General features: G+C 74.6%; 19 protein-coding genes and 1 pseudogene. 10 read left to right on the top strand and 10 right to left on the bottom strand.

What is annotated here, in order from left to right; all coding sequences use genetic code 11:
- Window positions 1-4: 4 nt before the first annotated feature.
- The 8 genes from ACFWUZ_RS32315 (at window position 5) to ACFWUZ_RS32280 (ending at window position 10408) form a co-directional block, all read left to right on the top strand.
- A complete protein-coding gene (locus ACFWUZ_RS32315; RefSeq protein ID WP_384381005.1) occupies window positions 5-1870 on the top strand; it encodes a GTPase in 1866 nt (621 codons plus the stop codon).
- 99 nt (window positions 1871-1969) lie between these two features.
- On the top strand, window positions 1970-2377 hold the full coding sequence (locus tag ACFWUZ_RS32310; RefSeq protein ID WP_384381002.1) for a single-stranded DNA-binding protein: 408 nt from the start codon (window positions 1970-1972) through the stop codon (window positions 2375-2377).
- Window positions 2378-2568: 191 nt separating this feature from the next.
- Window positions 2569-3822, top strand: coding sequence for a thioester domain-containing protein (locus tag ACFWUZ_RS32305; RefSeq protein WP_384380999.1), 1254 nt, complete (start codon window positions 2569-2571; stop codon window positions 3820-3822).
- Window positions 3823-3916: 94 nt separating this feature from the next.
- The gene (locus ACFWUZ_RS32300; protein WP_384380996.1) at window positions 3917-5395 is read left to right on the top strand and encodes a bifunctional phosphatase PAP2/diacylglycerol kinase family protein; all 1479 of its coding nucleotides are present in this window, start codon (window positions 3917-3919) and stop codon (window positions 5393-5395) included.
- 102 nt (window positions 5396-5497) lie between these two features.
- A complete protein-coding gene (locus ACFWUZ_RS32295) occupies window positions 5498-6769 on the top strand; it encodes a hypothetical protein (RefSeq protein WP_384380993.1) in 1272 nt (423 codons plus the stop codon).
- A 798-nt stretch (window positions 6770-7567) separates the two neighbouring features.
- Window positions 7568-9232, top strand: a complete 1665-nt coding sequence (ettA, locus tag ACFWUZ_RS32290) for an energy-dependent translational throttle protein EttA (RefSeq protein ID WP_384380990.1) — start codon at window positions 7568-7570, stop codon at window positions 9230-9232.
- A 10-nt stretch (window positions 9233-9242) separates the two neighbouring features.
- Window positions 9243-9698: an acyl-CoA thioesterase gene (locus tag ACFWUZ_RS32285; protein ID WP_384380987.1), complete on the top strand. Its 456-nt coding sequence runs from the start codon at window positions 9243-9245 to the stop codon at window positions 9696-9698.
- Window positions 9695-10408 (top strand): hypothetical protein, encoded by a 714-nt coding sequence (locus ACFWUZ_RS32280; RefSeq protein ID WP_384380984.1) that lies wholly within the window; start codon window positions 9695-9697, stop codon window positions 10406-10408. The genes ACFWUZ_RS32285 and ACFWUZ_RS32280 overlap by 4 nt, the downstream gene beginning before the upstream one ends.
- A gap of 33 nt (window positions 10409-10441) precedes the next feature.
- Here the strand turns inward: ACFWUZ_RS32280 and ACFWUZ_RS32275 are convergent, their stop codons facing one another.
- Window positions 10442-10846, bottom strand: coding sequence for a globin (locus tag ACFWUZ_RS32275; RefSeq protein ID WP_384380981.1), 405 nt, complete (start codon window positions 10844-10846; stop codon window positions 10442-10444).
- A gap of 102 nt (window positions 10847-10948) precedes the next feature.
- Between ACFWUZ_RS32275 and ACFWUZ_RS32270 the strand changes: the two genes are divergently transcribed.
- The gene (locus ACFWUZ_RS32270; RefSeq protein ID WP_384380978.1) at window positions 10949-11938 is read left to right on the top strand and encodes a methyltransferase domain-containing protein; all 990 of its coding nucleotides are present in this window, start codon (window positions 10949-10951) and stop codon (window positions 11936-11938) included.
- A gap of 24 nt (window positions 11939-11962) precedes the next feature.
- Here ACFWUZ_RS32270 and ACFWUZ_RS32265 read toward each other — a convergent pair whose 3' ends face one another.
- From ACFWUZ_RS32265 to ACFWUZ_RS32225, 9 genes are all read right to left on the bottom strand, one after another.
- Window positions 11963-12961: an FHA domain-containing protein gene (locus tag ACFWUZ_RS32265; protein WP_384380975.1), complete on the bottom strand. Its 999-nt coding sequence runs from the start codon at window positions 12959-12961 to the stop codon at window positions 11963-11965.
- Window positions 12962-13007: 46 nt separating this feature from the next.
- On the bottom strand, window positions 13008-14333 hold the full coding sequence (locus tag ACFWUZ_RS32260) for a VWA domain-containing protein (protein ID WP_384380972.1): 1326 nt from the start codon (window positions 14331-14333) through the stop codon (window positions 13008-13010).
- A gap of 156 nt (window positions 14334-14489) precedes the next feature.
- Window positions 14490-16139: a protein phosphatase 2C domain-containing protein gene (locus tag ACFWUZ_RS32255; RefSeq protein ID WP_384380969.1), complete on the bottom strand. Its 1650-nt coding sequence runs from the start codon at window positions 16137-16139 to the stop codon at window positions 14490-14492.
- A gap of 3 nt (window positions 16140-16142) precedes the next feature.
- Window positions 16143-19061: a tetratricopeptide repeat protein gene (locus ACFWUZ_RS32250; RefSeq protein ID WP_384380966.1), complete on the bottom strand. Its 2919-nt coding sequence runs from the start codon at window positions 19059-19061 to the stop codon at window positions 16143-16145.
- Window positions 19058-20305, bottom strand: a complete 1248-nt coding sequence (locus tag ACFWUZ_RS32245) for a hypothetical protein (protein ID WP_384381028.1) — start codon at window positions 20303-20305, stop codon at window positions 19058-19060. Before ACFWUZ_RS32245 ends, ACFWUZ_RS32250 begins: the two co-directional genes overlap by 4 nt.
- A 140-nt stretch (window positions 20306-20445) precedes the next feature.
- Window positions 20446-21387 carry a glutamate ABC transporter substrate-binding protein gene (locus ACFWUZ_RS32240; RefSeq protein WP_384381026.1) on the bottom strand — a complete coding sequence of 314 codons (942 nt, stop codon included), beginning with the start codon at window positions 21385-21387 and terminating at the stop codon, window positions 20446-20448.
- Window positions 21388-21620: 233 nt separating this feature from the next.
- Window positions 21621-23030, bottom strand: coding sequence for a hypothetical protein (locus ACFWUZ_RS32235; RefSeq protein ID WP_384380963.1), 1410 nt, complete (start codon window positions 23028-23030; stop codon window positions 21621-21623).
- A gap of 266 nt (window positions 23031-23296) precedes the next feature.
- Window positions 23297-24310, bottom strand: a complete 1014-nt coding sequence (locus ACFWUZ_RS32230) for an N-acetylglucosamine kinase (RefSeq protein WP_384380960.1) — start codon at window positions 24308-24310, stop codon at window positions 23297-23299.
- Window positions 24301-25578: a 6-phospho-beta-glucosidase gene (locus ACFWUZ_RS32225; RefSeq protein ID WP_384380957.1), complete on the bottom strand. Its 1278-nt coding sequence runs from the start codon at window positions 25576-25578 to the stop codon at window positions 24301-24303. The genes ACFWUZ_RS32230 and ACFWUZ_RS32225 overlap by 10 nt, the downstream gene beginning before the upstream one ends.
- Window positions 25579-25738: 160 nt before the next feature.
- Here ACFWUZ_RS32225 and ACFWUZ_RS32220 point away from each other — a divergent pair.
- Window positions 25739-25939: pseudogene (locus ACFWUZ_RS32220) on the top strand (helix-turn-helix domain-containing protein); the annotation flags it as partial.
- Between the last annotated feature and the right edge of the window lie 105 nt (window positions 25940-26044).

Below are 26044 nucleotides of genomic sequence, written 5' to 3'. Positions count from 1 at the left end.
CGCGGTGACCGCCCTGACCGACCGCACCGACGACCGATGGGACGACGGACTCATCGCGCGCTCGCGCCACAAGGCCGCCGGACAGGACCTGGACGACGGCGACGACGGCGGACACAGAGCAGACGAGGGCGACGACGCGCTCGTCCGGGCCGTCTCGGGCACGGTGTCCGGCGCCGGGAACGACGGGGGCAAGGTCCCCGCGCCCCCGCTCAGCCCCGAGGGCCGGGCCCTGCGCACCCGCCTCGACGCGCTGCGGCAGCTGGTGGGACTGTCCCGGACCAGGCTCGACGGCAAGACCCTCGCCGAAGCGGGCCGCGTGCTCGACGAGGCCGCGGCCCGGCGCGGACTGTCACCGCAGCACACCGTCGTCGCGATCGCCGGAGCCACCGGAAGCGGCAAGTCCACGCTCTTCAATTCACTCGCCGGGGTGCAGATCTCCGAGACCGGTCTGCGCCGCCCCACGACGGCCGCACCCATCGCGTGCAGCTGGTCGGACGGTGCGGCCGGACTCCTGGACCGACTGGAGATCCCGGGCCGGCTGCGCCGCAGGCCCCGCGAGACCTCGGAGGCGGAGGCGCTGCGCGGCATGGTCCTCGTGGACCTCCCGGACCTGGACTCGGCCGTCGGCGCGCACCGCGACCACGTGGACCGGGTGCTGGCGCTGGTCGACGCGGTGGTGTGGGTGGTCGACCCGGAGAAGTACGCGGACGCGGTGCTGCACGAGCGCTACCTGCGGCCCCTGGCCGGACACGCGGAAGTCACCTTCGTCGTCCTCAACCAGGTGGACCGGCTGCCCGGCGAGTCCGCCGACCTCGTCCTGGACGACCTGCGCCGGCTCCTCGACGAGGACGGCATCGCGCTCGGCGAGCACGGCGAACCCGGCGCCACCGTCCTCGGACTGTCCGCCCTCACCGGCGAAGGCGTCGGGGAACTGCGCGAGCTGCTCGCACAGTTCACCCAGGAGAAGGGCGCCGCGACCCGGCGGATCTCGGCCGACGTGGATCGCGCCGCGCTGCGCCTGCGCCCGCTGTACGTGGCCGAGGGGCACTCCGGCCCGGAGATCGGGGAGGCGGCGCGCGCCGAGTTCGAGGACCGGCTCGCGGAGGCCGTCGGCGCGTACGCGGCCGGGCTCGCCGCCGAGCGGGCCTGGCGGCGCAATGCCGGGAAGGCCTGCGGGACCCCGTGGCTGCGGCTGTGGCGCTGGTACGAGGGCCGGCGCGCCCCGCGCACCCTGGCGGGCCTGGCCGCCCTGGCGGCGATCGGCGGCAGGACCTCCGTGACCGAGCAGGTTCCGGTCGAGGAGGAGGTGACCGCGCGTCAGCGGGTGGAACAGGCCGTACGGGTGGTCGCCGACGAGGCCGTCACCGGTCTGCCCGAGCCCTGGGCGCAGGCCGTACGGGAGACCGCGGTGCGCGGCGCCGAACGGCTCCCCGAGGCGCTGGACGAGCTGGCCGTCACGCTCGGTGCGGCGGTCGCGGTGCCGGCCGTCAGGCCTCCGAGGCCCACGTGGTGGCCCGTGGCGGTCCTCGGGCAGGCGGCCATGACGCTGTTGCAGATCTACGGCGGGCTGTGGCTGGTCGGGCAGATCGTCGGGGTCCTGGAGCCGAAGCTGATGCCGCCGGTCCTGCTGATGGTGGCCGGGATCATCGGCGGGCCGCTGGTGGAATGGGCCTGCTCGATCGCGGCCCGCGGTCCGGCCCGGCGGTACGGGCAGGACGCGGAGCGGCGGCTGCGGCAGGCGGCGGCCGGATGCGGGCGGGCCAGGGTCCTGGAGCCGGTCGCGGCGGAGCTGCTGCGCTACCGGGAGGTGCGCGAGCAGTATGCGGCGGTCGCCGGAGGGGGGAGCAGGTTGTCCACAACCCGCCAGTAGTCCACAGGCCGGAGCGGGATCCGGCGGCCGGCGGCCAGCATGGGCGTACCTCGTGCGGATGGTCCGTACGGGTACGCATCACGGGGGAGGGCGGCCGGGATGAACGACACCCAGGTCACGCTGGTGGGCCATGTGGCGACGCAGGTCGACTACAAGGAGACGGTGAACGGACCGTCGGCGAGGTTCCGTTTCGCGGTGACGCCGAGGTACTTCGACCGGCGCAAGGAGGCCTGGACCGACGGGGCCACCAGCTTCTACACCGTGTGGGCGCGGCGGTCGCTCGCCGTGAACCTGGCGGGATCCGTGGCGGTCGGCGAACCGCTCGTGGTGCACGGAAGGCTGCGGGTGCGGGAGGACCCGCCCGACGGGGAGGGCACCCGGTGGGTGTCGGCGGAGATCGACGCCACGGCCGTCGGGCACGACCTCAGCCGCGGGACGGCTGCCTTCCGCCGGGTCGTCAAGGTGGACGCGCCGCTGATGACCACTCAGAAGGCGGCGGTGGGCTGAGTGTTCGAGGCGGTTAGGATTCCCCGGTACTCACGGGCACCTGGGTCTTTGGCCCGAAGGGGAAGACTGTGTCGATTGCCGTTCCCGCATCCTCCGCTCCTCGTTCCGCTCCTCTCTCCGCTCCTCCCTCCGCTCCTCGTCCTGCCGGTGGCTCCGCTGCCGGACCCGCGCCCGGTTCCGCGTCCCGACCGGTGTCCGGACCCGCGCCGGGCACGGTTCCCGGCCCGGCTTCCGGCCCGGCCCTCAGGGGCGCCGCCGGCCGGGCCTCCGCGCGGCGGCCGCTGGCGATCGCCCTGCTGGCCGCGGCCCTCACCGCCGCGCCCGGCGCCCGGGCGTCCGCCGACTCCGGTCCCGCCGAGTCCCGGGCACCGGAGGGCGCGAGCGCCGTGCTGGACGGGCTGAAGACGTACGGACAGGCGGTCCTGCACTCCGGCGACGGCTCCGTCCGGCACATTCCGGCAGGGCTCTACGAGATGCGGGTCGACGGCGGCGGCATGCTCCAGACGTACGGGGTGGGCGTGGCCGGCCAGGCGCACCCCCAGGCCCGGTACACCGAGAGCGGCTGGAGCGGCAGTCCGCTCGCCGGGAACGGGGAGGCGGGCCGGATCCGCTGGATCCTCGAACACTCCTACCCGCAGCTGAACGACCTGGCCGGCCTCGCCAAGGCGGCCGGGGCGGGGGCGCTCACCGCGGAGAGCGCGGCCGCCGGCACCCAGGTGGCCATCTGGCGGCTCGCCGACGGGGTGCGGGTGGAAGCCGCCGATCCGGCGGCGGAGAAACTGGCCGACTACCTCCAGCACACTGCGGGGAAGCTCCCGGAGCCGCCCGCCTCGCTGGGCCTGGACCCGGAGGACGTGACGGGACCCGTGGGCACCCGGCTCGGTCCGGTGACCGTACGCACCGGAGCGCAGAGCGTGGCGGTGGTCCCGGACGCCGGGGCCGTGGCCATGGGAGTACGGGTGGTGGACGCCGAGGGGCGGCCGCTGACCACGGCCACGAACGGAAGCAGGCTGTACTTCGAGGTGCCCGCGGGCACCCCCGACGGGATCGCCTCGGTCACCGTCCACGGCGCGACCAAGGTGCCCGTCGGACGGGTCTTCACCAGCGGAGTGCCGACCCAGGCGCAGATCGTGGCCGGCTCCAGCGAATCCGCGGCCACGGCCACGGCCACCGCGTTCTGGCCCGGGGCGCCGGTCGCCGAGGCCGGCACCGCGGAGGGCGCGAGCCCGGCCACGGCCACGACCACCGGCACCGGGGTGGTCTCGCTGGGCTCCCCCTCGAGCCCGGTCTCGGAGGACTCCCCGCAGGACGAACGGCTGGCATCCAGCGGCAGTTCGGCGGCCACCCCCGTCATCGCCTCGCTGGCGGTGGGCCTGGTCGTCCTGGGCGGCCTGGTGGTCCTGCTGCTGCGCAAGCGGCCGCTGGACGGCGAGGAACAGGCTTAGCCGGTCTCCCTGGGATCGTGCCGGGGCCGGTACGAGGGCCCCCGCCCGGGGGTACCACTGATTTCGGATCCGTGGCGCGGGGTAGGGGCCTGAGATGGCTGATCAGGAACTGACATGGCAAGGCGCGGTGGCCCGGTGGGACCGGGGGTTGTTCGACATGGTGGCCCGGCGCCACTGGCCGGGAGCCGACCGGGTGCTGCCGAGGCTCGGGCGGGCCGCGAACCACGGCCTGCTCTGGGGCGGGGCCGCCGCCGGACTTGCCCTCTTCGGATCGGCCCGGGCCCGCAAGGCCGCCGTGCGCGGGGTCGCCTCGCTGGCGCTGGCCTCCGCGACCATCAACACCGTCGGCAAGTGGTCCGTACGCCGGCCGCGTCCGCTGCTGGACGGCGTGCCCGCGGTCCGGCAGCTGACGACCCAGCCGCAGACCACCTCCTTCCCGTCGGGCCACTCGGCCTCGGCGTTCGCCTTCACCGCCGGGCTGACCCTGGAGTCCCCCGGCTGGGGCGCCGCGCTGGCCCCGGTCGCCGCGTCCGTGGCCTTCTCCCGCGTGTACACGGGGGTGCACTACCCCTCCGACGTGCTCGCGGGCGCGGCCCTGGGCGTGGCCGCAGGCTTCGTCGTCCGCCGGCTGGCGCGCGACGTACAGGAGGCCCGGGTCGTGCCGGGCGACGAACGGGCTGCCGTCGGGGCGCCCGCCCTTCCCGGCGGCGAGGGGCTCACGGTCGTGGTCAACACCTGGTCGGGGAGCGCCGACGCCGTGCTCGGCGCCCTGCGCACCCGGCTGCCCAAGGCCGAGGTGATCGCATGGGAGGACGGGGACCTCTCCGGCGAGCTGGCGGCGGCCGCCGCCCGGGCCACCGTGCTCGGGGTCTGCGGCGGCGACGGCACGGTCAACGCGGCCGCCACCGCCGCGCTGCGGGCCGGCGTACCGCTCGCGGTGTTCCCCGGCGGCACCCTCAACCACTTCGCGCTGGACCTCGGCCTCGCCGGAGTCGAGGACACCTGCCGCGCCCTGGAGGCGGGCCACGCGGTCCACGTCGGGGTGGGCCGCTTCAGCCCCGGGCCGGAGGGCGACGGCTGCGGCTACTTCCTGAACAACTTCAGCATCGGCGCGTACCCGGAGCTGCTGCGCCACCGGCTGCGCTGGGGCCCGCGCATCGGCGGCGCCTCCGCCGCGCTGCTGGCGGCCTGGAAGGTGCTGCGGGCCGAGCGGCCCGTGCGGCTGAGGGTGGCCGGGCGGCCCCTGAGCGCATGGCTGCTCTTCGTGGGCAACGGCACGTACCAGGGCACCGGCCCCATCCCGCGCGGCCGGGACGACCTCGGCGAGGGCGTGCTGGACGTCCGGCTCGTCCTCGGCGGCGGCCGTCCGGGGCCCCGCCTGCTCGCCGCCGCCTTCGCGGGTCCGCTGAGCCGGTCTCCGGTCCACGTGGCCACCCGGCTGCGGAGCCTGCGGATCGGGGACATCCCGGCGGGCACCCCGTTCGCCTACGACGGTGAGTACGCGAAGGCCCCCTCAGCCCTGGTGCTGGACGAGCTCCCGGAGGCCCTGACGGTCTACCGCCCCCGGACCTGATCATTCCATTTGAACTCGTTCGATTTGATCGCCCGAAGCCTTTACAGTGACCCTCTGCAAGATCATGAGATCTTGTGAAAAATAAAAACAGGGGTGCTGTCTGTGAAGTTGTCCCGGATCGCCGCGGCGGTCACCGCCGCCGCCATTGCTCCGGCCGTTCTGCTCGCGTCGCCGGCCCTCGCCGACGACCACGCCTCGGCGCCCGCCCAGTCCTCGTCGCCCACGGCTCCTGACCAGGGCCCGGCCGAGGCGCCCGCCGGCAACCCGGCTCCGGCCGTGCAGGCCGGGGGGAATGCCGCGGAGAAGTCCCCGGACAAGGCCGGCGAGAAGGTCCCCGAGCGTGGCCCCGAGGCCCAGCGGGACCTCGAGGAGATCCTGCGCATCATGGCGGCGACCCCGCACGGCTCCGAGATGCGTGCGCGCGGCAGCGCGGCCATCGATGCCGGCCCCGCCGCGATGCGCGCCTTCATCGAGACCGGCCAGCACCGGGTCCGCATCGAGGACGACCTGGTGGCGCTGGCACGTATCGCCGAAGGCGAGAAGGAGTGGGGCGTCGGTGAGGCGGCCGAGGCCCTGCTGCGCCGCGACGCCTCCCCGGCCGAACGGAGGCACTTCCTGGAGGTGACCCAGCACAAGCTGCGTGACACCGACAACCGGGTCCGCATCCTCCAGGTCCTCGGCAAGGGGACGGCCGGCCGCGCACTGAAGGAGGCCGTCAACGCCGCGATGGACGGTACCCCCGAGGACCGCGTCGCGTTCCTGAAGACCGGCCAGTACAAGGCCCAGGCCTCCGACGACCGCGTGACGCTCGCCCGCATGAGCCAGGGCGCGGGCCCGATCCTGACCGAGGAGATCGAGAAGCTGCTGAACGGCTCTCCGACCCCGTCCGAGCTGCGCCGCTTCATCGAGGTGACCCAGCACGAGCTGCGGGACGAGGACAACTACCTCCACATCTCCAAGATCATCAATGACGGCGCCGCCGAGGTGAAGGCCGCGGGCAAGGCCGCACTCAAGGGCACCCCGCAGGACCGCGTCGACTTCCTCATGTCGGGCCAGCACGCGGCCCGCGCCAAGGACAAGACCGCCGAGGAGGCCGGAAAGACCGGCGCCGGCGCGGGTACGGGTACCGCCGTGCAGCCCGCCGTCGCCACCGGTACCGGCACCACCGGCGCCACCGGCACGACGGGCACGACGGGCACGACCGTCACCACCGGCAACGGTTCCCCGACCGTGAACGGTGGCGGCAGCGCGCTGGCCGCCACCGGCGCGGGTTCCGACACCGCGCTGGCAGCGGGCGGCGCCGGAGCCGCGCTCCTCGCCGGCGGCGGCCTGGTGCTCGCCGCGCGCACGCGCCGCAGGGGCTCCCAGGCCTGACCCGGCCGCGCACGACCCACGCAGGGGGCGCCGCCACGGGCGGCGCCCCCTGCATGCTCCGTCGCACACCGAAACCCGGTCGTCCCGGCCCGGGACTCGCGCGCGGCCCGTGCCCCCAGGCCCCGCAGGCAACGCCGCACGTCACCGAGGACCCCGCGCCGTCCTGGCATCCGGCGCGGAACGCCGCGCCGCCCCGCCTGCCGCGGAACGGCAAGGCCGGGCCCTTCATGGCGCCCGGGCCGCCTCTGGGCCGGCGCGGGGAAACCGGGCCTGTTCAGGGGCCGATCGAGCGTTCGCCGCACAGTGCGGCCGGCGGCGGCAGCGGCTGGAGCGCGAGGGACACGCGAGCAGCGGGTCGCCGAGCCGGCCCGGCGGCGCTCCTGATGCGTGCGGTTCCCCAGGGGCCTGCAGGTGGACGGGGCCATCCACCTCGGCGCATCCCGCTGTTGCGTCGGTGCGGTGGCCGGCGGTCCTCCCGGACTCCGCCACCGACCTGGCGGGTCCCCGTCCCCCAGGCCTGGGCGAGCGAGCGAGGAGCGGCTGCGTGGGAGCCGCGGCCGCCCTCGCGCCGCCCCGGACCGCCGCTGCGGCGCCGGACATCATCCGCCCGGCGGGCCGTCGCAGGGCGTCGGGCGGCTGCCGATGACGGCGGCGGTGGCCGGCGATGGCCGGAGCGTGCGACGCGCCGCGGGCCGCGCCCCAGCTCAGGGGGTCTGACCTACCCATTCGCCCGCAGGTATGGACGCCTGGCAAGATGGGATGTATCTGCCCACCCATCGATCTGCCGGACGGTTTCTCTTGGCTGAGTACATCTACACCATGCGCAAGACGCGCAAAGCGCACGGCGACAAGGTGATTCTGGATGACGTCTTCCTGAACTTCCTGCCCGGCGCGAAGATCGGTGTGGTCGGCCCCAACGGTGCTGGCAAGTCCACCGTTCTGAAGATCATGGCCGGTATCGAGCAGCCGTCCAACGGTGACGCCTTCCTGTCGCCCGGCTACTCCGTCGGCATCCTCATGCAGGAGCCCAAGCTCGACGAGACCAAGACCGTCCTGGAGAACGTCGAGAACGGCGTCGCCGAGATCAAGGGCAAGCTCAACCGGTTCAACGCGATCGCCGAGGAAATGGCGACGAACTACACCGACGAGCTGATGGAGGAGATGGGCAAGCTCCAGGACGACCTGGACCACGCCAACGCGTGGGACCTCGACGCCCAGCTGGAGCAGGCCATGGACGCGCTGGGCTGCCCGCCCGGCGACTGGCCCGTCACCAACCTCTCCGGTGGTGAGAAGCGCCGCGTGGCCCTCTGCAAGCTGCTGCTGGAGGCCCCCGACCTGCTGCTCCTCGACGAGCCCACCAACCACCTCGACGCCGAGTCGGTGAACTGGCTGGAGCAGCACCTCGCCCAGTACAAGGGTGCCGTCGTGGCCGTGACCCACGACCGGTACTTCCTGGACAACGTCGCCGAGTGGATCCTCGAGCTCGACCGCGGCCGCGCCCACCCCTACGAGGGCAACTACTCCACCTACCTGGAGAAGAAGGCCGAGCGCCTCAAGGTCGAGGGCAAGAAGGACGAGAAGCGCGCCAAGCGCCTCAAGGAAGAGCTGGAGTGGGTCCGCTCCAACGCCAAGGGCCGTCAGGCCAAGTCCAAGGCCCGCCTCGCCCGTTACGAGGAGATGGCGGCCGAGGCCGACAAGATGCGGAAGCTGGACTTCGAGGAGATCCAGATCCCGCCGGGCCCCCGCCTGGGCTCCATCGTCGTCGAGGTCAACAACCTCTCGAAGGCGTTCGGCGACAAGGTCCTCATCGACGACCTGTCCTTCACGCTGCCGCGCAACGGCATCGTCGGCATCATCGGCCCGAACGGCGCGGGCAAGACCACGCTGTTCAAGATGATCCAGGGCCTGGAGACGCCGGACTCCGGCGAGATCAAGGTCGGCGAGACCGTCAAGATCTCGTACGTGGACCAGGGCCGAGCCAACATCGACCCCAAGAAGTCCCTCTGGGCGGTCGTGTCGGACGAGCTGGACTACATCAACGTCGGCCAGGTCGAGATGCCGTCCCGCGCCTACGTCAGCGCCTTCGGCTTCAAGGGCCCGGACCAGCAGAAGGCCGCCGGCGTGCTCTCCGGCGGTGAGCGCAACCGCCTGAACCTGGCGCTCACCCTGAAGCAGGGCGGCAACCTGCTGCTCCTCGACGAGCCCACCAACGACCTCGACGTCGAGACCCTGGGCTCGCTCGAGAACGCGCTGCTGGAGTTCCCCGGTGCGGCCGTGGTCGTCTCCCACGACCGCTGGTTCCTGGACCGCGTCGCCACGCACATCCTGGCGTACGAGGGCGAGTCCAAGTGGTTCTGGTTCGAGGGCAACTTCGAGTCCTACGAGAAGAACAAGATCGAGCGCCTCGGCCCGGACGCCACCCGGCCGCACCGCGCCACCTACAAGAAGCTCACCCGAGGCTGAGGCCGGAGCAATGGCCAGACACCAGTACCGGTGCCCCCTGCGCTGGGCGGACATGGATGCCTTCGGGCACGTCAACAACGTCGTCTTCCTCCGCTATCTGGAGGAGGCGCGGATCGACTTCATGTTCCGCCTCGCGCCGGGGGAGGGCAGCGAGTCCTTCACCGGCGGCTCCGTCGTGGCCCGCCACGAGATCGACTACAAGCTGCCCCTCGTGCACCGTCACGAGCCGGTCCTCATCGAGTCCTGGGTGACCCGGATCGGCGCCGCGTCCCTGACCATCCGCTACGAGGTCAAGGACGAGGCGACCGCGGACGCGCCCGAGACGGTCTACGTGCGCGCCGAGACCGTCGTCGTCCCGTACAACCTCGCCGAGGGGCGGCCCCGCCGCATCACGGCCGAGGAGAGGCTCTTCCTGGAGGAGTACCTCGACCAGCCCGAGGCAGCCGGAAGGCGCCTCGCGGCATGACCGGAGCGCTGCATTTCGCCGACTCCGGGGAGGCCGCGGACCTCGCGGCCTTCCTGGGTCGGCTGGTGCACTACGACCGCGCCGCCGCCGTCCGCCTCCAGGCGGGCGGCAAGGCGCTCGCGGTCTTCGGGCGGCCGCCGTCCTTCGAGGTCCTGGCCGTCCGCACGGTGCGGCTCGCCGCACCCGTCGGCACACCGCTGGACGTGACCGTCTCCGCGGGCGAGCTGCTGGAGTCCGTCGACGAGGCCGCGGCCGGAGCCGCCGTCCCCCCGCCGGTCACCGGACCCCCCTGGGCGGGTCTGCTCCCGCCCCGCGGCGGCTGGCGGGAGCTGCCCGGACTCCCCGGCCCCGAGGAGATGCGGGCGGTCGTCTCGGCGGCCGTGGCCGAGTTCCGGTCCCGCGACGAGGCCCTGCCCGCGCAGCACCGGACCCGCTCCGAGCGCGACCGCATCGGCCGTGAGATCTGGTCCCGGACGCTGGGCGACACCGAACTCCCGCTGCGCGCCGTGCACGCCGCGCAGTCCCTGGGCTTCCTGCGGCCGATACGGTCCGCCGTCCACGCCGGAGCACCCGGGGCCGACACCCCGGCCCCCGTGGCCCTGCTCGCCTCCGGGACCTGGCTGCGCCTGCGGACCCCCTACGGCTCCGTCGCCACCCGCCGTCCCGGCAGCACCGGAGGCCTGGGCGCCTTCCAGGTCCGCCCCGTCTGATCCCTCCGGGGGCGCGGACCGGGCCGGACGGTCTCAGCCCGCCGTGTTGATCATCGACGCGGCCGCGTACGTCAGGTACTTCCACAGCTGCGCCTCGTGCTCGGGCGCCAGCCCCAGTTCGTCCAGCGCCACCCGCATGTGCTTCAGCCACGCGTCGTGCGCCGCCGTGTCCACCTGGAACGGGGCGTGCCGCATCCGCAGCCGCGGGTGCCCGCGGTGCCGGCTGTAGGTCGTGGGCCCGCCCCAGTACTGCATCAGGAAGAGAGTGAACCGCTCCTCGGCGGGACCGAGGTCCTCCTCCGGGTACATCGGGCGCAGCAGCGGGTCTTCCGCGACCCCCTCGTAGAAGCGCCGGACCAGGCGGCGGAAGGTCTCCTCGCCGCCGACCTGCTCGTAGAAGGTCTGCTCCTGCAGTGTGCCCCGCGGAATCTCATTCACCCGACCATCGTCTCAGACACCCGGACGGAGTACCGAGGTCCTAGGACCTGCCCGAGGGCGTGCGCGGTCGCCCGAGGCCGCCGCCCGCAGGACAGTGGAGACATGGGCGCTCACACCCCACGCATCGCGGTACGGGACCTTCGCGGGACCGCGCACGCCGCGCAGGTGCGGGAACTGACGGCCGCCGGAGTGCTGGAGGACCCCGCCTGGAGGGCGGCCTTCGCGGCCGTGCCCCGGCACGTCTTCGTCCCCTACTTCTGGACCGGCCGCGGCGCCGGCCACGAACGGCTCTGGGGCGAGGACCCCGACCCCGAGCAGCGGGCCCGCTGGCTGCGCGGGGTCTACACGGACGCCCCCCTCGCGACCCGGATGCGCGACGGCGAGCTGGTCTCCTCCAGCAGCCAGCCCTCGCTGATGGCGAAGATGCTCACCGCCCTCGACGTGCGCGACGGCGACAACGTACTGGAGATCGGCGCGGGCACCGGCTACAACGCCGCCCTGCTCTGTCATCGGCTCGGCGAGGACCTGGTGACCACCGTGGACCTGGACGAGGAGATCACCGAGTCGGCGCGCAGCCACCTGGACCGGGCCGGCTACCACCCGGCCGTGGTCACCGGGGACGGGGCGCGCGGATGCCCGTCGCGGGCTCCCTTCGACCGGATCCTGGTGACGTGCACGCTGCCGCTGGTCCCGCGGGCCTGGCTGGGGCAGTGCCGTCCGGGAGCGCGGATCCTGGCCCCCCTGTCGACCGGTCTGATCGCGCTGACCGTCCGGGACCCGGAGTTCGCGGAGGGCCGTTTCCTGCACACCCCGGCCTACTTCGTCCCCCTGCGCGGGGCCACCGCGGGGGTCCCGCCGGCTGCCTCGTGGGCGATGCAGGCGCTCCCGTACGAGCTGGTGGAGAACGAGCGCTTCCAGTTCATGCTCGTCCTGACGGCCGGGGCGCTCCACCCCCGCGAGGCCCTGGACCTCTGGCGCCGCGAGGGCCGCCCGCCGCGCGAACGCTTCGGCGTCACGGTCAGCGCCGAGGGCCAGTGGTCCTGGCTGGACGATCCCCAGGGGCCCTACGTATGGCCCCTGGGGGACGGGTGAAGCTGCGGGGGCCGGATCAGCCGATCAGCCGCGGCGGATGGTGATCGTGGTCCAGGCGCCGACGTGGACGCGGTCGCCGTCGCCGAGCGGGACCGGGACGTACGGCTGGATCGGGTCCTCGCCGCCGTTGATGGTGGTGCCGTTGGTGGAGTTCTGGTCCACCACCGCCCAGCTGAGGTCCGGCTGCTGGACCAGGACCGCGTGCTGGTGGGAGACGCCCGGGTCCTCCGGGGGCACCGACAGGTCGATGTCGGGGGACTCGCCCGTCGAGGCGCGGCGCCGGCCGATGGTGATCTGGCCGCCGGACAGCGGAAGGTGCTGCTCGGGGGAGTACGCGGGCAGGTTGAGGCCCGCCGCCTCGGGGCCGCTGCGCTGCATCATCGCCATGAAGTACGAGCGGTCCGGGCCGATCGTCGCGGTCCAGCCGCCGCCCTGGGACGGGAAGGACTGGTACTGCTGCTGGTACTCCTGCTGCGGCGGGGGCTGCTGCTGGTACTGAGGCTGCTGCGGCCCCTGGTGGTACTCGGACTGCTGCGGCTGATGGGTCTGGTGAGACTGCTGCTGTGATTGCTGCTGCTGGTGGTGCGACGGCGGAGGCAGCAGCCAGTCGTCCTCGCGCTGCAACGGCTCGGCCGGCCGGTTGACCCGGGACGGACGCGAGCCCTGGTACTCGAAGTGGTCCTGCGCGTACGTCCCGGGAGCCGGTACGGGCGGCGGCGGAGGAGGCGTGGCGCCGGACCCCTGGGCCCCCGCGCCCGCATCCGGGGCCGCCGGGGCGTACGAGGTCCCCGTACGCGTGAGGAAGTTGTACCGGCACTCCTCGCAGAACGGGGCCATGGCCTCCCGCGGGGTCCGGCACTGCGGGCAGAGTTCCGCCTGGGCGGTGGCGTCACCGGGGACCGGGGGGTAGCCGTAGCCGTACGCGGGGGCCGCGGAGGTGCCCTCGGATGCGGCCATGCGGTGGCCGCAGACCTCGCACCAGTCGTCGGAGGCGGACTGGTGCCCGTTCGGGCAGGTCGGCATGGCGGCGCTTCCCCCTTCTTCTCCCTGCGTCATCGCGTCAGGTCTCTCAGGTCTTCTTCACTCGGACGGTCTGTGTCGAACGCGTTTCAAGAGTCATCTCGTCGGCATCGGCGACCTTCGCTTTCAGCCGCACAGTACCGTTCACCGCGTCGACGACATCCACCACCTTCGCGAGCAGTTTCGCAGTGTCGGCGTTCCCGGAGGCGCTCGCCAGCTGCACGGCACGCCCCAGTTTGGCGGTGGCACCATCGACATCGCCCAGTTTGCGGGCTTCCAGGCCCTGTTGGATAGCCTGCGCGAGCTCCGCCTGCCCGGTGTAGTGGGCGACCTGCGGGTTGATGGCGGTGGACGCGGCGAGGTCGTTCGTCCAGACCGCGCGGACCAGGCCTTGAGCGAGGGCGGTCGGGGGAGCGCCCGCGGGCCCCGGCAGGACGAGCGTCGCGCGGGCCGCGAGCATCTCCTGGCCGACGGCCGCGCTCGGGACGCGCACGCACACGTGGTACTCGCGGGACTCGTCGCCCCACGCACCCGTCGGGTAGTCGCCGGCGCGCGGGCCCGCCTCGACGCGCCGTGCGGTCAGGTCCTGGACCGTGGGCGCCACCTGCTTGACGTACTGGATCTCCACCCCGACCGGGGTCCACAGGCGCAGCGCGACGTCCGCGACCTCCTTGCCCATGACGTTCTCCATCATGCGCGTGAAGTCCTCGGCCAGGTGGGCCGGGTCGGCCACGATGTCGGCGGAGCCGAGCAGCGCCCCCGCGATGCCCGTCACCTCCTTGACCTCCCAGTCGGTGCCCACCCCGCGGGCGTCACAGGTGAAGCGGCCCGCACAGGCGTCGAGGGTGGCGCGGAGCACGGCCGGGTCCTCGTGCTCGTTGCGGCCGTCGGTGAGCAGGATGCCGTGCCGGATGGCGGCGGGGGACTGGCGCAGCAGGCCGTCGGCGAGGCGCAGCCAGGTCCCGATGGCGGTGCCGCCGCCCGAGGCCAGGCCGCGCAGGGCCTCCTTGGCCTGGGCCCGGGTGGCGGCGTCGGCTACGGCGAGGCGGCCCCGGCCCGGGTACACCTCCTTGGCCACGTGCGTGCCGGAGATCACGGCGAACGAGGTGCCGTCGCGCAGCGTGTCGACGGCCGCGGCCGTGGCCTCGCGGGCGCCGCGCATCTTGTCGGGCGGGTACTCCATCGATCCGGAGCAGTCGACCATGATCACGACGGCTGCCGAGCCCTGGGACGCCACCGCGCGGGTGGCGGTGGCTCCGCCGCTGGAGGTGACCGTCACGATCGCGTGGACGTCCCGCCCGCCCTCGGGGAGGAACTCGTTCTGGTACACCTCCACGCTGAAGCGCGGGGCGCTCGGCTTGGCGAAGTTCGCCATCGGTTGGGCTCCTAGGGGCTCGGGCGGGGCGCGGACGGACTCGGCCGGGCTCGGCCGGGCTCGGGCGTGGGGCGCGGTCGGGCTCGGGCGTGGGGCGCGGTCGGGCTCGGGCGTGGGGCGCGGTCAGGACCGGGACGGGGCTCCGGCGGGGGCGGCTCAGGCCCGGGGGTGCGCGTGCGGGTCGGCAGCCGCTTCCGCCCGGGCCTGCGCACCGGCCTCCGGCCCTGCCCCGGTTCCCGCTTCCGCCTGCGGGGCGGGGCGGGGGTCGGGGACCGCGGCGAACGGCACCACGGCCACGGTGACGTTGTCGTGGCCGCCGCCGTCGAGCGCGTGCCCCACCAGGACCTGCGCACTGTGCAGGGGCCGGGTGGCGGCGTCCGGGGGCAGCACCTGCGCCATCTCCCGGGCGGACTCGGCGTAGTTCCACAGGCCGTCGGTGCAGACCACGACCACACCGGCGTGGTCCGGCTTGAAGGTGGCCGTGTGCGGTTCGAGGTCGTACGCGTCCGCCCCCAGCCAGCCCGTGATCGCGTGCGCGCGGACGTCCGCGTACGCCTCCGCCTCGCCCATCAGACCGGCCGCGACCATCTGCGCGGCCCAGGAGTCGTCCTCGGTGAGACGGCGCGGCAAGGCTGCCCGGTCGTCCGGCACCCAGTAGGCGCGGCTGTCGCCCACCCAGCCGATGGTCAGCAGGCCGCCGCTGACCACGGCGCCGACCAGGGTGCAGGCGGGGGCGTTCTGGGCGCCCGGCGTCTCGGGGGCCAGCGCGTTCACCGCGGCCGCCGCGGCCAGGATCGCCTCGTGCATGGCCTCCTGGGGGTGGGCGCCGCGGGGGAGCGCGTCGAGCAGCGCCTCGTTGGCGGCGCCCGCCGCGGCGGCCGAGGCCTCGTCGGGGCGGCTCGCGGAGGAGACCCCGTCGCAGACGATGGCCACGGTGGCGGCGGAGCCGTCGGGCAGGGCGGTGGCAGCCACCGCGAACGAGTCCTCGTTGCGGTGGTGGCGCAGGCCCCGGTCGCTGACGGCCGCGACGCTGCCGAGCTCCTCCTCGACGTGGTCCCGCTCCCGGGGCTGGGCGTGCCCGCAGTGCTCGCAGTACCCGTCGGTGTCGACCCGCCCGGCGCGGCAGGCCACACAGGTCTTGCCGCCCTCGGCGGCGCCCTGCGGATCCGCGCCCGCGGCCTCCGCGCCCGGCTGGGCGGGGCCCGGCGGGCACGGTTCTGCCGGGGACGGTTCGGCCGGGCCCGGGTCCGGCTGCGCACCACCCGGCTGCGCACCGTGCTGCTCGGCGTCCGGCTGCTCGGCGCCCAGCTGGGGCCGGCCGTCGCCGGGGGTCTGCGGCGCGGCGCCGTACGGGGCCTGGGGCGAAGGCGCCGCCGCGTACGGCTCCCCGGGCGGGCCCCACGGGGTGCCCTCCGGCGGCGTACCGGCGCCGGCCCGCAGGTCGTACCGGGCCGCGGGCCCCTCCGGTGCGCCCTGCCCGGCGGCGCCGTACGGGGCTTCGGCCACGGGCCAGGGCGCACCGCCCTGCGGCGGCGTCGCGGCCGCCGCCGCGCTCTGCTCCGCCGGGCTCGCGGACCAGCCGCCCGCGTCACCGACCAGCGTCGGCGCGGCGCCGGTGACACTGCCCCACCCGGGGGCGGGCTCCGGGGTGCGCTCCGGTACGGCCGGCGCCACGGGACGGCCCGCGGCGGCCGGGCGGACCGGAGGGGCGGCGGAGACGGCGTAGCCGCAGACACCGCAGAAACGGTCCCCCTCTTCGAGAGGCTCCGCGCAGCTGGGGCAGCCCGACGGCCGATGCATCGACATCAATCACACCCACGTCCGGGGACGGAAACGGTTTGCCCGCTCCACCAGTTCGATCCTCTCCTCGCCCCGCTGTGCCAGCCGTGCGAGAAGGCGGTACGAGCGCTCCAGGCCGAAGCGCAGGCCCCGCTCGTCCAGTTGACTGCCGAGCAGCGTGGTCCGGCCGGGGTCGGAACCCCGGCTACCCGACAGTACCCAGTCCAGGGCCGAGCCCAGAACTTCCGCTGCCAGCCGCTCCTGCCGCTCGGGGTCCAGTCCGAACCTCCGCAGCGCCTCCACCTGGTCGGAGGCCGCCGCCAGATCGGGCAGCAGCGGCTCGTGCGGAGACCGGTCGCGCAGACGTGCGCGTACGGAGGCCACCCGTGCGGCGGTGCAGTGGATCGACGCCTCCGGTACGGACTCCAGCGTGCGCACCGCCGCGGCCCGGTCCCCGGCGGCCAGCTGCACCCGGGCCAGCCCGAAGGCCGCGCTCACGAACCCCGGGTCGGTGATCCACACCAGCCGGTAGTACTCGGCCGCGTTGTCCAGCTGCCCCAGGACCTCCGCGCACAGCGCCAGGGCCAGCTTCGGAGCGGGCTCGCCCGGGAAGGCGTCGTAGACGGCGTCGAAGGAGAGCGCCGCGATCTCGTTCTCACCGGTGGCCAGCGAGGCGATCCCGCGGGCCCACACCACCCGCCAGTCGTCCGGGTGCCGGGCCTCCAGCTCCGCGAGCGCGGCTCCGGCCGCGGCCAGTTCACCCAGCTCCAGCCGGGCCCGCAGCTCCCGCAGCCGCAGCTCGGCCGAATCGGCGGGGGCGGCGGCCAGCGCGCCGAGCAGGTCGGCCGGGGCGGAGGACAGCAGGCCGGTCAGGAAACCGGCGTTCGGGTCCCCCGCGTCCACCAGCGGTACGGGCAGGGCCAGCGCGGTGTCGCGCGCGTCGAGCCGCGCCGTACCGGCCGGTGCCGGGGGCGCGGGCACCGCTGCCGGCACCGGCCCGGGCGGGGGCGCGGGCACCGCCGCCGGAGCCGGCCGGGGCGCGGGGACGGCGCCGCCCGCCACGTGCGTGGCGGTGGTGCCGAGCGCGGGCAGCGCCGCGCCCCCGGCCGCGGTCTGCCCGCGCACCGGGCTCCCCGTCGGCGGGACCGGCGACGCGGGCGCGTACGCGCCGCCCGCCGGGACCCCCGGGGCCTGCGCACTCGCACCGGCCCCCGCGCGGGAGCCGCCCGCACCGGCCGTGACGCCCGCACCGGCCGGGCTGCCCGCGCCGGCCGCACCGCCGGCACCGGCAGGGCCGCCGGCCGTCGCGCCGGCCGCCCGCGCCGCATGCCCGGCGCGGCCGCGGGCGCCGAAGAGCCCGCCCCACCGGCTGGAGCCCCGCCCGTCGCCGTCGCCGCGGTAGCCGAGCCGGGAGACCAGGGCGCCCGCGGCGCCCTCGCCCTCCGCGAACAGCCGGGTGTCCGGAACTCGCAGCTCGGGTCCGAACAGCGTGGACAGCTGCGGCCTGGGGCGGCCCGTCTGCAGGGCGACCACCTCCCGCAGTACGCCCGTCAGCTGGTCCGCCATCTCCTGGGCGGACGCGAAGCGCCGCCCCGGGTCAGGGTCCGTCGCCCGGACGAGCAGCCGGTAGAAGGACTCGTACCGCTGGAACACCTCGATGTGCTCCGGGTCCGGCAGCGCGTCCACGAAGACGTTGGTGTAGCCCTGGAAGTCGAAGGTCAGCACCGCCAGCGTCCGCGCCACCGTGTACAGGTCGGAGGCGACCGACGGGCCCAGCTCCGCTACCTCGGGGGCCTGGTAGCCGACCGTGCCGTAGATGGCCGACTCCTCGTCGTCCATCCGCCGCACCGCACCCATGTCGATCAGCTTGAGCTGGTCCTGCTGCTGGATCGCGTTGTCGACCTTGAAGTCGCAGTACAGGAGGTTCCTGCTGTGCAGGTGGCCGAGCGCCTCCAGCGCCTCGATGCCGTACGCGCAGGCCTGCTCCACCGGCAGCGGATCGCGGCGGCCGTCGGGCCGGCGCCGGTCGTTCGCGATCTCCTTCAGCGATTTGCCGCCCACGTACTCCATGACGATGTACCCGTCCAGCGAACCCGTCCGCTGGTCCAGGTGCTCCACGAAGTTGTAGATCCGCACGATGTTGGAGTGCTCGATCTCCGCGAGGAACCGGCGCTCCGATATCGCGGCCTCCATCGCGTCCTGGTCGCCGGTGTCCAGGAGGCCCTTGAGCACCACCCACCGGTCCGAGACCGCCCGGTCCACCGCCAGGTACACCCAGCCGAGCCCCCCGTGCGCCAGGCAGCCCGCCACCTCGTACTGGCCGTGCACCACGTCACCCGAGCGCAGCTTGGGCACGAAGGAGTACGGGTGCCCGCACTTGGTGCAGAAACCCTCCGTGCGGCCCGGCCGCTCCCCGCGGGACCGGCCCACCGGAGCACCGCAGTCCGAACGCGAGCAGAACCGCTTGCGCTCCGGCACCTCCGGGTTCTCCAGCACCGCCGCCGAAGGATCGGGGCGCGGCACCTCCGGCACGTCGACCAGACCGGCGCCCAGCCTGCTGCGCCCCGAGGACGCGGCCGCCGAGCCCGAACTGCGCACCGACACCGACCGGGTGGACGCCGTACCCGACAGGGCGCGCGACAGCCGCCCCGACACCGAACGCCGGGACGAAGAGGACCGGGAGGACCGCGCCGAGGCCGAGGAACGCGCCGACCCGTGCGAGGCCCGCGACCCCTGGGAGCCCGCCGACCCCCGGGAACCGCCCGAGCCCAGAGCCCCCCGCGCCGCACTGGTCATCCCCGTCGGCGGGGACACCAGCTCCTCGGCGCCGGCCGCGACCGAGCCGATCGGCGCCAGCCCGCAGGTGTCGCAGTACAGCTCGCCGCCGCCCATGTCCTCGTACGCTCCCGGGCAGCCCGGGCGCACGCACGCCGTTCCGATCAGGCTCATGCGCCCTCCTTTCCGGGAGTCCCCGTGCCCTGCAACGCCTCGGCCGCCGCCTGCTGGTAGCGCAGGACCGCCTGCTCGGCGACGCGCAGGTCGCACGGCGCGCTCCACAGCATGCGCCGGGCCGCGTCGTACCGCTCGATCAGCAGCGGGTCCTCCGCCATTCCGTGCCGGGCCACCTTCGCCTTGTACGCGTCCAGCCGCCCGCGCAGTTCGGCCCGTACCGCCAGCGGCGCCGTCACCGCGGTCAACGATTCACGGGCCCTGCGCAGTTCCTCCTCCGCCCGCTCCTCCAGGGACTCCAGCAGCGGGGAGAGCCGGTGCCACCGCGCGTGGCGCCGGTGCTCGGCGGCCGCCGCGAGCTGCTCCTGGAGCGCGGTCGGCGGACCGCTCACCGCCGGCACCTCGGACGCCGCGATCTTCGCCAGGACCTCGCCGCGCGCCGTCCGTGCCTCCGCCAGGGTCCGGTCGGCCCGCGAGAGCACGTCCCGCAGGCTGATCAGCCGCTGCTCGGCGTCCTGCCGCACGGCCAGCACCGCCTCGACCTCCCGGCGTACGTCCTCCAGCGCGAGCGCGGCCCGGTCGTACCGCCCGGTGTCCGGGCGGCCGCCCCCGGGCGCCGAACTCCCGGACACCGGCAGCCAGAACGCCAGCGGGTCCGCGATCACCCGGGCCCGCAGCTCCGTCAGCTCGGCCGTGATGACCTCCAGGTCGTCGCCCGAGGGGTGCTCACCCGGGCGCACCCCCACCGAGCGGGCCAGGGACCGGGTGCGGTGCAGTTCGGCGGCGAGCAGGTCGATCCGGGCGGGGAGCGCCGTCCACACGGCGTCGGCGGCGACCACCACGTCCAGCGCGCTCGCGTACAGCTCGTTCATCCGGGTCACCAGCTCGGCGAGGGAGAACCGCTCCGCGAGGGCCGCGCCCTCCACGCCCGCCCCGGCGATCGTCACCCCGGGCCCGCGCAGCCGTTCGGTCAGCTCGACCAGGTCCTCGCGGTTCGGCCAGCGGCGCCGCTCCCGGATCTTCCGGGCGGCGGCCAGCGCCCCGCTGTAGGCGTCGAAGTACGTCCACAGCCGGGTCACGGCCGCGTCCGTGGCCGTCCACCGCTCCTTGGTGACACCGCTCAGGTCGGCCCCCTCCAGGAGCCTGCGCCCGGCGTGGTCCTGGAGGGCGAGCAGCGAGGTCTCGATCGCCTCGTGCTCGGCGGCGAGCCGGGCCAGCGCGCGGTCGACCTCGTCCCGGTCCATCACTGCCGACCACGCCTCCAAGGACTGGGCCTCCGCTCGTGCCACCGCGCCCGATTCCGATCCCGTACCCGTATCCGATCCCGATGCCGTTCCTGTGCCCGGTCCCGCGGCTGGGGGCACGTCCCGATCCGCCACCGGGCTCAGCCGTCCCGGTACTTGGGCGCGGGAGGCGCCGACACGCCGGGCAGTACGGCCTCCAGGTGCTTGCGGTACGCCTTCATCCAGGGGCTCTCGGTGCCGCCCGCCCGGTAGTTCTCCAGGACCTTGTTGACCCGGCGCACCAGGTCGCCCGCGTCCTTGTTCATCGCCACGCCGTAGAACTCCCGCGTGAACGGGGAGCCCACCAGCCGCACCGAGGGGTCCTGGGCCGCCTGACCGGCGGCGAGCGCGTTGTCCGTGATGATGCCGTCCACCTCGCCCAGCTGGAGCCGGACCAGGCAGTCCAGCTGGTTGGGCACGGTGACGGACGCCGCGCCGTACGACTGCGCCTTGAGCGCCGCCTCCGCCGTGGAACCGGCCGCCGTGCAGATCCTGCGGTCCTTCAGCGAGGCGTCGTACCCGGTGATCGCCGACATCTTGGGGACCAGCACCTGCTGCCCGGCCTCGAAGTACGCGGTGGAGAACGCGACGTCCTCCAGCCGCTTGCAGTTGATCGTCATGGTCCGCACCACGATGTCGACCCGGCCCTCCTGGAGCGCGGGGACACGCTGGCTGGTGGGGATCGCCCGGTAGATGACCGCGTTCTCGTCGCCCAGGATGTCCTTGGCGATGGCCTTCACCAGGTCGATGTCGAAACCGTCGAGGCGGCCCTCCGCGGCCTGGTTGCGGTAGCCCCAGCGGAAGCTGTTCTGGTCCACGCCCGCGACGAGCTTGCCCGCCGCCTTGATCCGCGCGATCGTCGCGCCGTCGACCTCGGACGGGCGCAGGCTCGCCTCGGGGTCCTGGCAGGTGTCCGCCGGCGCGGCCGGCGCCACGGCCTGCGACAGTGGTGCCCGGCCCGCACCCGCGCGGCCGGCCTCCGGCGCCGCCTGGGCCAGCGGCAGCAGCACCGCCGTGGCCGTCACGGCGCAGGCGGCGGCCATCGCGCTGACCCCGCCCCAGCCGCGCAGCCGGCCCCTCAGCCGGCGCAGCCCGCTGCCGCCGGAGGTGCCCGCTGCGGCGGCGGCTCCGACCGGCTCGACCGGCCCGGACAGCCCGGCGGCGGGCTCGCCCGAGCCCGCCGGCCCGTGGCCGGCCTGCCCCGCGCCGCTCGTGCCCGCGCAGCCCGCGTAGCGCTCGAAACCCTCGGAGACCCTGACTCGTTTCCGCATCGCCGTCACCTGTACTCCGAAAGCCTGCGCCCGATACCCAGCAGCGCCGCCGCCGCGCCGACGACCGCAAGGGCCGCCGCGCCCGTCACCAGACCGCCCAGCGCACCCAGTCCGCCCCGGGCCGCCCGGGTGAACTCCCGCTGCTCGTGGGCCACCGCCCGCTCCAGGGACGCGTCGACCGTGTCGAAGGCGGCCCCGCTGCTCTCCTTGTGCTGCTCGTCCCCGATGACCTGGGTCAGCGCGGCCTCGTAGTCCCCCTTCAGGTCGGACTCCCGGGCCGCCGCGTGCCGCTGCTTCCACTGCTTCACGCCGTCCACCGCCTGCGTCACCGGAGTCCGGCCGGCCGCGTCGTCGGCCAGCCGCAGCGCCTTCGCCAGCCCGGTCTCCAACTGCTCCAGGTTGTTCGTGAAGTCGGTGTCGTACTTGTCGGACTTCGAGTCCTCCGTCAGCACGGCCCCCCGCGCCACCAGCGTCAGGTTCTCACCGGCCCGCGCCTGGAGGGAGGCGATCCGCGCGTCGTTGAGCACCTTCAGGGACTCCTGCCCGTCGGAGCGGGCCTCGCTCAGGCCCGACCGCGCGACCGCGTGCCCCACGGCGAGCCACAGCAGCACCACCACCGAAGCCGCCGTCGCCGCCAGCAGCCCGTGGTTGAAGACCCGGTTCGTACGCCGGTAGTTGCGCCGCTGCACCCAGGCCAGGGCGGCCAGCGCGAGCAGGCCCGTGCCGACCGAGGCCAGCGGCCAGGACCGGGCGTCGTCGTAGTCCGTGTAGAGCCGGCCGGTCTCCGCCTCGTACAGCCGCTGCGCGGCGGGCAGCAGCTGGGTGGTCATCTGCTCGTTGGCGTACCGGAGGTAGGCCCCGCCCAGCGGCAGCCCCTGCCGGTTGGTGGCGCGGGCCTGCTCGATCAGCCCGGTGTAGCGGGGCAACTGCTCGCTCAGCAGGGCGATCTGCCGGCGGGACTCCTCGTCGGCCCCGGTGTTGGCCGCCGCGTTCACCAGCAGCCTCGACGCGTTGGCGATGTCGGCCTCGTACCGCTCGCGGACCTCGCGCGACTCCTGTGCCCCGGCGAGGAACCCGCTGGAGGAGGCCGTGTCGGCGTCCGCGAGGGAACGGTAGATGCTCGCCGCGTCCGCGCTCAGCGGCTGGCTGCGGCCCACGACGTCGCCGGCGGCCGTCGCCCGGCCGGAGATCTCCCAGACGGTCGCCGTCCCGAACAACACGATCAGGGCGGCCAGTACGGCGCCGATGATCCGCAGCCGGCCGGGCTCGGTCGTCGCCGCCGCGCGCAGCCGCTCGACCCCCTCGGCCCAGGCCGTGCCCCGTCCGGGCAGCCCGTCGGGCGGTGGGGCCTGCGGCCCGGTGGGCGGCACGGAAACGCCGCCGCCGGGCGCGGGCGCGCGTGATGTGATCGCCACCGTGGCCTCCCCCTCGGTCTCACTGCCCCCGGCTACCGCCGGGAGGTACCCCCTGCGCAGCAGTATGGCCGCATCGCCGGTCGGCCACAGCACCTAGGGGTGTGCTGCCGGCCGGGCCGGGCTCACCTCGTCCGCTCCCTGGTCCGGCCTGACCGGCAGGACGCCGCCTCGTGCCCGATGTACGGACGCCCTCCCCGCCGCCCCTTCACCGTCAATACGCCTCCCCGGCCGCCACGGTTCCAGACGCGGCGCCGCCGGGGACGGGTTCAGCCGAAATGGGCACGCAGTGTCCCGTGCGCCCCGGGCGGGGAGCCGAGGGCGTCCAGGCCGAGCAGCCCCGCGCCGAGCACCGGCGGCGCCGAGACCAGCTCCACCCGGGCGTACGGGGCCCGTTGGGCCAGCAGCTCCCCGATCCGGCCGTTGAGCTGCGGATGGCGGGCGGTGAGGACGCTCCCGCCGAGGAGGACGGGCACCTCCTCGCCGAGCAGGTCCAGGCGCGCCAGCGCCACCACCGCCAGGGCCACCACCTCGTCCGCCTGCCGCGCCACGATCGCCGAGGCCACCCGGTCCCCCGCCGCGGCCACCGCGAACAGCACCGGCACCAGCTCGTGGGTCCGCCGCTGCTCCAGCGTGCCCAGGTGCAGGGCCTCGATCAGCCGGTAGACGGAGCCGAACCCGAAGTGCCGCGGCAGCGCTGCCGCCAGCTCCGTCGGACCGCCGCGCCCGTCCTCGGCCCGCGCCGCCCACCACAGCGCCTCCGACGCCAGACCGCCACCGCCGCCCCAGTCGCCGGAGATCCTGCCGAGGGCGGGGAACCGGGCCGTACGCCCGTCGGGCAGCATCCCCACGCAGTTGATGCCCGCCCCGCACACCACGGCGACCCCGCGGGGCTCGTTCACCCCGGCCCGCAGGATCGCGAAGGTGTCGTTGCGCACCTCGGTGGCCGTGCCCCAGCCGCGCGCCCGGATCGCCTCCGCGAGCCGCTGCTCCTCCACCGGGAGGTCGGCGTTGGCCAGACAGGCCGAGACCAGGCCGGCGTAGGGGGCCTCGGGCCGCGCGCCGCCGGGACCGGGCAGCCCGGCGGCCTCCAGGGCCTCGGCGACGGCCTCGCCGACGACGTCCAGAGCCGCCTCGATGCCGGTCCGCGGCGGCTGGAAGCCCCCGGAGCGCCCGGTGCCCAGGACGGTGCCGTCCGCCGCGACGAGTGCGACGTCCGTCTTGCTGTTGCCCGCGTCGACCGCGAGGACGGCCGGGGTGCCGGCGGCCCGGCTCACGCCCATGCCAGGTGCTCCCCGTTGTGCGCGAGGAGGCGGTCCGTCAGCCCCTCGGCGAGGTCGAACTGGCCGACCAGCGGGTGCGCGAGCAGGGCCTTGAAGACCCGGTCGCGGCCGCCCCGCAGCGCGGCGTCCAGGGCGAGGTCCTCGTACGCCGTCACGTGCGAGACCAGCCCGGCGTACAGCGGATCCAGCCGCGGCACGGCCAGGGGCACCACCGGCCCGGAGCCGTCCGCGCCGCCGACCCGTGCCTGCACTTCGACGACGGCGTCGTCGGGGAGGAACGGCAAGGTGCCGTTGTTGTACGTGTTGACGACCTGGACGGCGGAGCCGCCGCCGCCCAGCAGCGCCGCCGCCAGGTCCACGGCCGCCTCCGAGTAGAAGGCCCCGCCGCGCCGGGCCAGCAGCGCCGGCTTCTCGTCCAGCGCCGGATCCCCGTACAGGCCGAGCAGTTCCTTCTCCATCGCGGCGACCTCGGCCGCCCGCGAGGGCCTGGTCCCCAACTCCCGCACCACCTCGTCGTGCGCGTAGAAGTAGCGCAGGTAGTAGGACGGGACCACCCCCAGGCGGTCCAGTACCGCCCTCGGCAGGTGCAGGTCGCCGGCGATGGCGTCCCCGTGCGCGGCGAGCAGCCGCGGCAGCAGGTCCTCGCCGTCCGGTCCGCCCCGGCGCACCGCCGTTTCCCAGGTCAGGTGGTTGAGCCCCACGTGGTCCAGGTGGATGTCGGCCGGTGCGAGGTCCAGCAGGGCCGCGAACTTCCGCTGGAAGCCGATGGCCACGTTGCACAGGCCGACCGCCTTGTGCCCGGCCTGGAGCAGGGCCCGGGTGACGATCCCGACGGGGTTGGTGAAGTCGATGATCCAGGCCTGCGGGCCGGCCCGGCGGATCCGCTCGGCGATGTCGAGGACCACCGGCACGGTGCGCAGCGCCTTGGCGAGCCCGCCCGCGCCCGTGGTCTCCTGCCCGACGCAGCCGCACTCCAGCGGCCAGGTCTCGTCCTGGAGCCGGGCGGCCTGTCCGCCGACGCGCAGCTGGATCAGGACGGCGTCGGCGTCCTCGACCCCGGCGTCGAGGTCCGAGGTGGTGGTGATCAGGCCGGGGTGCCCCTGCCGGGCGAAGATCCGCCGGGCGAGGGCGCCGATCAGCTCCAGCCGGTCGGCGGCGGGGTCGATCAGCACCAGTTCGCCGACCGGCAGGGTGTCGCGGAGCCGCGCGAAGCCGTCGATCAGCTCGGGCGTGTAGGTGGAACCGCCGCCCACCACTGCGAGTTTCATGTCAATCTCCTTGCGTAGGAGCTCCTGGCTCCAGCCGGAGGAAGCGCATCCTCCGCGCGGTGCCGCGCACCGGGGGAGCGCCGTTGTGTGAAGCTCTGACCCTGGGGTTGTGTTCGGATTGTGACCGGCTCTAGCGTCCGGGACGTGGGGGACTTCTTCTGTGAAGCGGGCGTTCAAGTACCGCTTCTGTCCGACCGATGCGCAGGCAGCCGAGCTCTCGCGGACGTTCGGCTGCGTGCGAAAGGTCTACAACCTCGGCCTCGCTGCCCGTACAGAGGCTCGGGCGGCGCGACGGGAGCGGGTGAACTTCGCCCAGACGTCGGCGCTGCTCACGTCGTGGAAGAAAACGGAGGAGCTCGCCCACGACCGGGACGGGAACGCAGCGATCAATCTTCTGGCCGCCGGGCTGGCGGTGTCCGCCTGTGGAGCGGGTGTAAGGCCTCATCGGGAGTTCTCCTTTCGGTCG

Source organism: Streptomyces sp. NPDC058646, assembly GCF_042716875.1.
In the GTDB taxonomy this organism is placed as follows: Bacteria; Actinomycetota; Actinomycetes; order Streptomycetales; family Streptomycetaceae; genus Streptomyces.
Note: the sequence above shows the minus strand (reverse complement) of the source record. Positions and strands in the feature narration are given on the sequence as shown.